The organism is Gluconobacter japonicus, assembly GCF_002723975.1.
Lineage (GTDB): Bacteria > Pseudomonadota > Alphaproteobacteria > Acetobacterales > Acetobacteraceae > Gluconobacter > Gluconobacter japonicus.
This window is the reverse complement of record NZ_BEWO01000043.1, coordinates 1-9,244: the sequence shown is the minus strand read 5'-3', so window position 1 is coordinate 9,244 and position 9,244 is coordinate 1. Positions and strand designations below refer to the sequence as shown.

General features: G+C 60.9%; 7 protein-coding genes and 1 pseudogene. 4 read left to right on the top strand and 4 right to left on the bottom strand.

The window, feature by feature from the left end; all coding sequences use genetic code 11:
- Nucleotides 1-65: 65 nt before the first annotated feature.
- Entirely contained in the window at nt 66-644 is a 579-nt protein-coding gene (locus GJA01_RS14535) for a TetR/AcrR family transcriptional regulator (protein ID WP_218017420.1), read from the bottom strand.
- 138 nt (nt 645-782) lie between these two features.
- Between GJA01_RS14535 and GJA01_RS14530 the strand changes: the two genes are divergently transcribed.
- The 4 genes and pseudogenes from GJA01_RS14530 to GJA01_RS14515 all read left to right on the top strand — a co-directional run bounded on the left by GJA01_RS14530 (nt 783) and on the right by GJA01_RS14515 (nt 6,447).
- The gene (locus GJA01_RS14530) at nt 783-1,772 is read left to right on the top strand and encodes a zinc-dependent alcohol dehydrogenase family protein (protein ID WP_062020898.1); all 990 of its coding nucleotides are present in this window, start codon (nt 783-785) and stop codon (nt 1,770-1,772) included.
- 197 nt (nt 1,773-1,969) lie between these two features.
- Complete coding sequence (locus GJA01_RS14525; protein WP_062020894.1) at nt 1,970-2,260, top strand: metal/formaldehyde-sensitive transcriptional repressor; 291 nt, start codon at nt 1,970-1,972, stop codon at nt 2,258-2,260.
- 215 nt (nt 2,261-2,475) lie between these two features.
- Nucleotides 2,476-3,585, top strand: a complete 1,110-nt coding sequence (locus GJA01_RS14520) for an S-(hydroxymethyl)glutathione dehydrogenase/class III alcohol dehydrogenase (protein ID WP_062020904.1) — start codon at nt 2,476-2,478, stop codon at nt 3,583-3,585.
- A 410-nt stretch (nt 3,586-3,995) separates the two neighbouring features.
- Nucleotides 3,996-6,447: pseudogene (locus GJA01_RS14515) on the top strand (excinuclease ABC subunit A).
- A 256-nt stretch (nt 6,448-6,703) separates the two neighbouring features.
- Here the strand turns inward: GJA01_RS14515 and GJA01_RS14505 are convergent.
- The 3 genes from GJA01_RS14505 to GJA01_RS14495 form a co-directional block, all read right to left on the bottom strand.
- Nucleotides 6,704-7,249 (bottom strand): type 1 glutamine amidotransferase domain-containing protein, encoded by a 546-nt coding sequence (locus tag GJA01_RS14505; protein WP_062020888.1) that lies wholly within the window; start codon nt 7,247-7,249, stop codon nt 6,704-6,706.
- Nucleotides 7,250-7,279: 30 nt separating this feature from the next.
- Nucleotides 7,280-8,419, bottom strand: a complete 1,140-nt coding sequence (locus tag GJA01_RS14500) for a glutathione-independent formaldehyde dehydrogenase (RefSeq protein WP_062020885.1) — start codon at nt 8,417-8,419, stop codon at nt 7,280-7,282.
- Nucleotides 8,420-8,880: 461 nt separating this feature from the next.
- Complete coding sequence (locus tag GJA01_RS14495) at nt 8,881-9,177, bottom strand: putative quinol monooxygenase (protein ID WP_239648499.1); 297 nt, start codon at nt 9,175-9,177, stop codon at nt 8,881-8,883.
- Nucleotides 9,178-9,244 lie beyond the last annotated feature (67 nt).

Here is a 9,244-nt window from a genome sequence, read left to right as displayed (position 1 = left end):
GAGGCCACCTCTGTTCGACTGTTCGGTCGCGGGAAGCGGATTGGCAGATGACCACCATTTAACAATCATATCGCGGCCGGCCATCGATCGAGTGTCATTTTGCAGATGGAGAGCAGTTGGTTGATCGTAGCGCCGTCGCGCGCCTGAACGGACATGCCTTCCATGACCGTATTGATGAATTTGCCTAGCACGGCCGGATCGGCATTGGCCGCAAGCTCGCCCTGCGCGGCGCCGCGATGCAGACGCTCGATCAGGAGGGCCTCCGCCGCGATACGTTTTTCGCGCAGCAGGCATTCGATGGCGGCAGACGCTGGCGAAACGGCTGCCGCTGCCGAATACATGAAGCAGCCGGCGGGCGTTCCAGGTTCCGAAAACGATGACGCCGCTCGTTCCAGCAGGCCTTTGACGGCCTCGAAGGTGGACAACGCCGGATCGTTGATGGGTGCATAGAGGTGGACGCTGAACGTCGCGGCGTAGCGCTCGATCACCGCCGCGAACAGCCCCGCCTTGTTGTCAAACGCCGCATAAAGACTGGCGGCGGCGACGCCAGTCTCCGCCACCAGATCGGCCATCGATGTCGCCTCGTAGCCGCGCTGCCAGAACAGCCGCACCGCCTTGTCGAGCGCTGCGTTGGTGTCGAACACACGAGGGCGACCTGCGCCGCGACGGGCTTTCGTCTCAGTCATGTCTCGCGCCCGATATGGAATGATCGATAAATAATAGCTTGAAGCTGGTGGCCCATACCGATACTGAACAATCATTCAATATTCAAGGAGTGGCCCATGAGCCGCATCGTTCGAATCCACGAATATGGCGACGCCAGTGTCCTCAAGATTGAAGATTTGGCAGTGCCCGCGCCCGCGGCCGACGAGGTGCAGATCGCGGTCAAGGCGATAGGCATAAACCGCGCCGAGGTGATGTTCCGCAACCATGCCTACCTTCAGGAAGCCGAGTTCCCGAGCCGCCTTGGCTATGAGGCTGCCGGCACCGTCGTTAAGATCGGCGCGGACGTGACCGGGTTTGCGGAAGGCGAAGCCGTCAGCGTCATCCCTCCGCTCGACATCGCGCGCTGGGGCACCTATGGCGAGGTCGCCAACGTGCCTGCCCGCCTTGTCGTAAAGCATCCGGCCGCGCTGTCGTTCGAGGAAGCGGCGGCCGTGTGGATGCAGTATGTCACCGCTTGGGGCGCGCTGGTGGAGCAGGCGAAGCTCGGCGAGGGCGATTTCGTCATCGTCACCGCTGCTTCCAGTAGCGTCGGCCTTGCTGCCTTCCAGATTGCGCGGATGGTCGGCGCGACGGTAATCGCGACGACGCGTACCGGAGCCAAGCGTCAGGCCCTGATCGATGCCGGTGCACATCATGTCGTCGCGACCGAGGAAGAGGATCTGGTGGCGAGGGTGATGGAGATAACCGATGGTGCAGGTGCGCGCGTGGTGCTCGACCCGGTCGGAGGTCCGTCGTTCGAGCCGCTGACCGCGAGCATGGCGCGCGGCGGCATCCTGCTCGAATATGGCGCGCTCAGCGGCGAGCCGACACCGTTCCCGTTGTTCTCCGTGCTGGGCAAGAGCCTTACGCTCAAGGGTTATCTCTACAGTGAGATCGTCTCGGACGACGCCGCCCTTGATCGCGCCAAGGCCTTCATCGTGGCGGGTCTGGAATCGGGTGCGCTCAAGCCGCGGATCGCGCGCACTTTCCCGCTCGACGCCATCCAGGACGCGCACCGCTTCCTCGAATCGAACGACCAGATCGGCAAGGTCGTCGTTACGGTCTGACCGGCAAATCTGGGGAGCAAGCGATGGCTCCCCCTCCCAGATACATGATCGGACCCTCAGCCCATGCCGTGGTTGCTTGCGGCGCAGGCTTGAGAGCATGACCGGAACCTCGCCCGATGAGAGAAACGCCCGTCTCAGTGCAGGATTGAAACTCCCCCCCTGTATAGTATGCTGAAGCGATTTCTCGGGAAAACGCGATGCCACATTCATCAGAGGACAAAAAGCGAGCCATCACACGCTTGCGGCGTATCAAGGGTCAGGCGGACGCTCTGGAACGCGCGATCGAAGCCGGGGCCGATTGCGCTCCCCTGCTGCAGCAAATTGTCGCCATGCGTGGCGCGACAAACGGGCTGATGGCGGAAGTGATGGAGAGTCACCTCAGGGAAACATTCGGTTCCGGCGCAGATCCAGCCCTCAGAAGCGAGGGCAGCGATCACGATGACGGCGTGGAGGGCGTAATGAAGATTCTGCGTACTTATCTTAAATGACGATTTCAGGCTCATTTTCTTGCCCGTGCTCTCTCGCACTTAGAAGCCAGCCCCTGCTGCCTTCTCTGGTTTGAGATCCTCGGTAGGACACCTCTTGTATACTGTCAGGGAGTATGACAAAGATACTCCCTGACAGTATGAGAACGTCGACGAATTTGCGATGGTGCAACGGCCTCGCACCGGCAATCGGTTTCCATCAACGAGGGTATCCCAACATGAAATCTCGCGCCGCTGTAGCCTTCGAGCCGGGCAAGCCACTCGAAATCGTCGAAATCGATGTCGCTCCACCCCGGAAGGGCGAAGTGCTCATCCGGGTGACGCACACCGGCGTGTGCCACACCGATGCGTACACGCTGGCGGGCAGTGATCCGGAGGGCGTTTTCCCGGTGGTTCTAGGCCACGAGGGCGCGGGCATCGTTGTCGAGGTCGGTGAGGGCGTCACCAGCGTCAGGCCGGGCGATCATGTGATTCCGCTCTACACAGCCGAGTGCGGCAAGTGCGATTTCTGCGTGTCGGGCAAGACCAACCTGTGCGTCGCTGTCCGCGAAACGCAGGGCAAGGGTTTGATGCCCGATGGCACCACCCGCTTCTCGTACAATGGCCAGCCCCTTTATCATTACATGGGCTGTTCAACCTTCAGTGAATATACTGTCGTCGCCGAAGTCTCGCTCGCCAAGATCAATCCCGAGGCTAACCCCGAACATGTCTGTCTGCTGGGCTGCGGCGTCACGACCGGCATCGGCGCAGTCCACAATACCGCCAAGGTCCAGCCTGGAGACTCGGTCGCCGTGTTCGGCCTTGGCGGGATCGGCCTCGCTGCAATTCAGGGCGCGCGCCAGGCGAAGGCGGGTCGCATCATCGCCATCGACACCAATCCGTCCAAGTTCGCGCTGGCACGCCAGTTCGGTGCGACCGAGTGCATCAACCCCAAGGACCATGACAAGCCCATCCAGCAAGTGCTGATCGAGATGACGGGATGGGGCATCGATCATACCTTCGAGTGCATCGGCAACGTCCATGTCATGCGCGCCGCGCTTGAATCAGCGCACCGTGGCTGGGGTCAGTCGATCGTGATTGGCGTTGCGGGCGCGGGCGAGGAAATCTCCACCCGCCCATTCCAGCTCGTCACGGGCCGCGTATGGAAGGGGTCCGCTTTCGGTGGCGTCAAGGGACGGACACAGCTCCCCGGCATGGTCGAGGACGCGATGAGAGGCGATATCGATCTGGCCCCGTTCGTTACCCACACCATGGGTTTGGAGGAGATCAACGAGGCGTTCGACCTGATGCACGAAGGCAAGTCGATCCGCACGGTCATTCACTACTGACCCGCCGATCCGAAGCGGCGCGAGGCGCTCGGATCGACAACTCGGCCTTCATCATGGCCCGACCCCGGCCATGATGAAGCGCGCTCTGGCAACTGGGCAACGTGTCGCGATGCGGTAACAACCGCCGAAATGCAATCGTTACATGCCGATAGCGGCACGGACCAGGGTCGCCTGGCCCAGGCGCTTACCAGCGGAGTGTGTGTGGCCTCGTCGCGCGACCCAACGGGAAAAATGGTTTTGTCGTAACCTTTGTCTAATGCTGGAAAAATATTTCAAAGGTTCCGAACATCGGGCCAGCCTGGCCGTTGGATGTATTGAGTCGCAAATGCATTCATCTTTTACCCCGACCGTAATGAACCACAGGCCGCACGGGCGGATATGGCAGGAAGACTGAATTGAAGGACAAGGATATACACGCGACGACGCCGGCCTCCGACCATTGGCATGCGGGACCTCCCGCTTGCGTGCAGGTTCGTGGCGCGCGCCAGAATAACCTAAAAAATGTGGACGTCGATGTACCGCGCGACGCCTTCGTGGTGTTCACCGGCATATCGGGTTCGGGCAAGTCATCGCTTGCGTTCGGCACCCTTTATGCCGAAGCGCAGCGGCGTTATCTGGAATCGGTTGCGCCCTATGCCCGTCGCCTTATCGACCAGGCCGGCGTGCCGGAGGTCGACACGATCGACGGATTGCCGCCTGCGGTCGCGTTGCAGCAGCAGCGCGGCTCGGCCAACGCGCGATCCTCGGTCGGCAGCGTGACGACGCTCTCCAGCCTGGTGCGGATGCTCTATTCCCGCGTCGGCGAATATCCGCGCCATCAACCCATGCTCTATGCGGAGGATTTCTCCCCCAACACGGTCGCGGGGGCTTGCGCGACCTGCCACGGCATCGGCCGCGTATATGACGCGACCGAAGAGACGATGGTGCCTGACGACAGCCTCACCATTCGCGATCGGGCGATCGCCGCTTGGCCGACCGCCTGGCATGGCCAGAACCTGCGCGATATCCTCGTTTCGCTCGGCTATGACGTCGATACGCCGTGGCGCGACCTGCCGAAAAAGGATCGCGACTGGATCCTCTTTACTGACGAGGGGCCGACGGTGCCGGTCTATGCGGGCCTGACGCCCGAACAGACCCGGACGGCGCTCAAGCGCGGTATGGAGCCGAGCTACCAGGGCACCTTCACCGGCGCGCGCCGCTATGTGCTGGAAACCTTCGCTAACACGAAAAGCGCGCTGATGAAGAAGCGCGTCTCGCAATATATCATCGGCCGCGATTGCCCGACCTGCGACGGCAAGCGCTTGAAGCGCGAAGCCCTGTCGGTCAAATTCGCCGGCCTCGACATTGCCGAGTTCGGCGACTTGACGGTGCTCAAGCTGAAGGACTTGCTGATGCCCGTCGCGCAAGGCGCGTATGGGGCGGTCTCCGCCCCCCTCGACGGGCCATGTTCTGGAGAAAGCGGCCCGCGATGCAGCGGTCGAACAACGGGTTGCGGCGGGCGGCTCTGCGCACAAGAGCGCGCCCGACGTACGCCGCACGCCTAATCTCTCCGACGAGAAGCGGATCGCTGCCCAACGCCTCGCCTGCGAATTGATCGAGCGGCTGGACCCGCTGATCGATCTTGGCCTTGGCTACATTTCGCTCGACCGCAGCACGCCGACGCTCTCCTCCGGAGAGCTGCAGCGCTTGCGGCTTGCCACGCAATTGTCGTCACAGCTTTTCGGCGTGGTCTATGTGCTTGACGAGCCTTCGGCAGGGTTGCACCCGGCAGATGGCGAAGCCTTGCTCACCATCCTCGAGCGTCTCAAGGCGGCGGGCAACTCCCTGTTCGCAGAGCCGCTCCGCAGTGAGCGCACACCGCGCGATCCCAAGGCATGGCTACGCCTTGAAGGGATCAGGCGGAACAATCTCCATGGTCTCGACGTCGAGTTTCCCATCGGCTGCTTCACCGCTGTCACCGGCGTTTCGGGATCGGGCAAATCCAGTCTGGTCAGTCAGGCGCTGCCCGAGCTCGTGACGGAACACCTCGGCGGCTCCCCCGGGGCCGAGGAGGAGGATATCGATCCGCTGCTCGACGTTGCGCAGAACGACACTGAAGGACGCCTTGTCGCAGGCATGGAGCATGTTCGCAGGCTGGTGCGGGTCGATCAGAAACCGATCGGCCGCACGCCGCGCTCGAACCTGTCCACCTACAGCGGCATGTTCGACCATGTGCGACGGATCTTCGCTGATATGCCGCTCGCCCGCCGGCGGCACTACAGCCCGGGAAGGTTCTCGTTCAACGTCGCGCAAGGCCGCTGCCCGGTGTGCGAGGGCGAGGGATACGTCATGGTGGAGCTGCTGTTCCTGCCGAGCGTTTTTGCCCCGTGCTCGACCTGTCATGGCTCTCGCTACAACCCGCAAACGCTCGAAGTCGAATGGAACGGGCGCAATATCGCCCAGGTGCTCGAACTGACGGTCGACGATGCGTGCGATTTCTTCGCTGGCGAGGCATCGGTGATGCGCTCCCTCGACGTGTTGCGGGAGATCGGTCTTGGCTATCTGAGGCTTGGTCAGCCGGCGACTGAACTGCAACGCGCTCAACGCGGTAACACGATCTACATCCTCGACGAGCCAACATCGGGGCTTCACCCCTCCGATGGCGACCGGTTGATGCAACACCTGCAGGGCCTCGTAGACGCCGGCAATACCGTCGTAGTCGTCGAACATGACATGCGCGCCATCGCACAGGTGGACTGGATCATCGACCTGGGACCGGGGGCCGGTGAAGATGGGGGCCGTATCGTTGCCAGCGGCGTCCCTGGCGTCGTTGCGGAAGCGGAAGGCAGTCTCACCGCCCGCTATCTCAAGGCGGCACTATAGGTCGTAAATCTGGCCGAACGCACGTTCCATAAGGTGCATCTCAACCACACGCTGAAATGGGTCGAATCTGGAAGAGGGAGCCGGCGATGTGTCACCGCGGTTGACGCGGCTCAGGGTTTGAGTGCCCGTCAGATGCGCCGTGTTCGTGTGATACGCGGCGTGGCGGACGGCCAATCGCTGACCATCCGCCACGCTTACTTTGTGAGGGCCTTCTCCAGGGAGAGGGCCCTCACATGGTTCGTCGAAACGCCCCGTCTTAATTCCCTGCTGCGATTTCCTCGACGAGCTTGGCACAGAAGGCGGGCAGATCATCGGGATCGCGGCTGGTAACAAGGCCGTTGTCGACCACGACTTCCTCATTGGCCCATGTACCGCCGGCGTTCTCGATATCGACCTTCAGCGTCGGGTAGGACGTCAAGGTGCGACCCTCAAGCACGCCCGCCTCGATCAATGTCCAGGGTGCATGGCATATAGCCGCAACAGGTTTCTTCTGATCGAAGAAAGCCCGGATGAAACCAATTGCCTCGACGCTGCCGCGCAGCTTGTCGGCACCGACAGTCCCTCCGGGCACAACAAGTCCGTCGAAATCGTCGGCTTTCACCTCGGAAAACGTCTTGTCGATAGTATAGCTGCCGCCCTCGTCGAGATCGCTATTGACTGTGCGAGCCACGCCCGCTTCAAAACTGACCACGGTCACTTTGCCGCCAGCCTCCTCGATAGCTTGCTTGGGCTTCGAGAATTCTGGCTCTTCCGTCCCGCGGGGCGCGATCAGAACGGCAACTGATTTGCCCTCTAATGTCATAATTTATCCCTATTCCGTAGAAGACTAAGGTCAGGCACCCGGTTTGAGCACGACCTTTGTCCAACCATTATCGCGCGCATCGAAATGCTTGTAAGCGTCTGGTGCCTGATCGAGCGGCAGTCGGTGCGAGATGATTTGACCAGGATTGGCCCGGCCTTGCTCGATAAGCTTCATCAGCCGCCGGTTGTAGTGCTTTACATTACACTGGCCGGTGCCGATCTTCTGGCCCTTGAACCAGAAGTTGCCGAAGTCGAACGCCATCTTGCCTTCCTTCTGGAGATCGTCGGGCGCGTTCGGGTCTTCCGGAATGAACACGCCGACGACGCCGATGCCTCCGGTGGCCTTCGTGCTTTTGACGAGGCAGTTCATCGTGTAATTACTGCGCTCCTTGCCGTGGCGATCGCAACACTGGTAACCTACCGCCTCGACCCCCCGGTCGGTTCCAAGGCCGCCGGTCGCGTCAAGGATCTGCTGGGCGGGATCGCCCTTGCGCATGTCGATCGGGATCGCGCCCATCGCTTCGGCCAGCTTCAGACGGTCATCGTGGGAATCGACCACGAAGATCTGAGCGGCACCGCGGATTTCGGCTGAGTGCGCGGCCATCAGACCGACCGGACCGGCGCCGTAGATAGCGATGCTTTCGCCAGGCAGGAAACCGGACAGTTCGACGCCATGCCAACCCGTGGGGAAGATGTCGGAGAGCATGACATAGTCATCCTCCTTCTCTTCGGCGTCTTCGGGCAGCTTCAGACAATTGAAGTCCGCATAAGGAACGCGCATCAACTCGGCCTGACCACCTTGCCACGGACCCATCTCGGCAAAGCCATACGCCGCGCCGGCGGTTCCAGGGTTGGTCGTGAGGCAAAATCCCGTCAAACCGCGTTCGCAGTTTTCGCAGAAACCGCAACCGACGTTGAACGGCATGCACACGCGATCGCCCTTCTTGATACGATCGACGGCAGAACCGACTTCGACGACCTCGCCAAGGTTTTCGTGACCGAAGACCCTGCCCTTCTCGAAGCTGGTCCGGCCCTCGTACATGTGAAGGTCCGACCCGCAGATGTTGGTCGTCGTCAGCCGGATGATAACATCGGTCGGCTTTTCGATCTTGGGATCATCGATGGTATCGACGGAAACGTCTTTGGGCCCGTTGTACACGACAGCTTTCACGGATCTTCTCCTTTTGTAGATCTGATCTGGGCGTCATCAAATCGAGAGCTTGCTGATGATCCAAACCAGCGCAAAGGCGCATAGCATGGCACCTTTCCAACCAATGTCTGTCTCCTAAACCGCCTGACGCCTGAACGGTTCCTTCCCGTTCGGCAGTTCTCGGATCGATTTACGGCGGCTTTTCGATTGCCAGGGCCAGGACGATCTAAAAAGCGGCAGATTGATGACCTAAAGAAGTTCCTGCGAAACCAACGGCGCCATGATAACGCAACACATCAACGCCGACTTATCAGCAGCAGCATCAAAAGGCCGGATAAGCGCAAAAGACAAGGCCATCCACTATCGCGGATGGCCTGTCGTATTCTTCTATTTAGTTCCAGAGCCGGCCGGGCCGTCCATTCCCGAGGGCAGGCGACCCTAACCGTGCAGTCGTACGGCAGCTTGGGGTGCCGACCACTCCGCTATTTCGCGGCCAGCAGGGTGAACTTGTGAATCTGCGGCGGTTCCGAGAACAGTTCTTCCGCCTTCTCCATCAGCGCGGCGGCAACCTTGCCGTCAAGATGGGCCTGCCGATCCTCCTCTGTGTCGAACGTATCGAAGATCGCGTACGCACCGGGACCCTCCTCGATCGCATACCAGGTCAGAGTGCCCGGCTCGGCTTGAACGAGCGGCAATGCCGAGGTCAGGAAATTGGCGACATCGCGCTCTTTTCCGGGCTTGGCCTTCAGTGGCACATACAGCGCAAGTTTGGGCATCATCGAGTCCTCAAGTTAAACGGACAGATATCATTTGGCAAAGTAACGGTCAAGCGGGCCGGAACGTTCC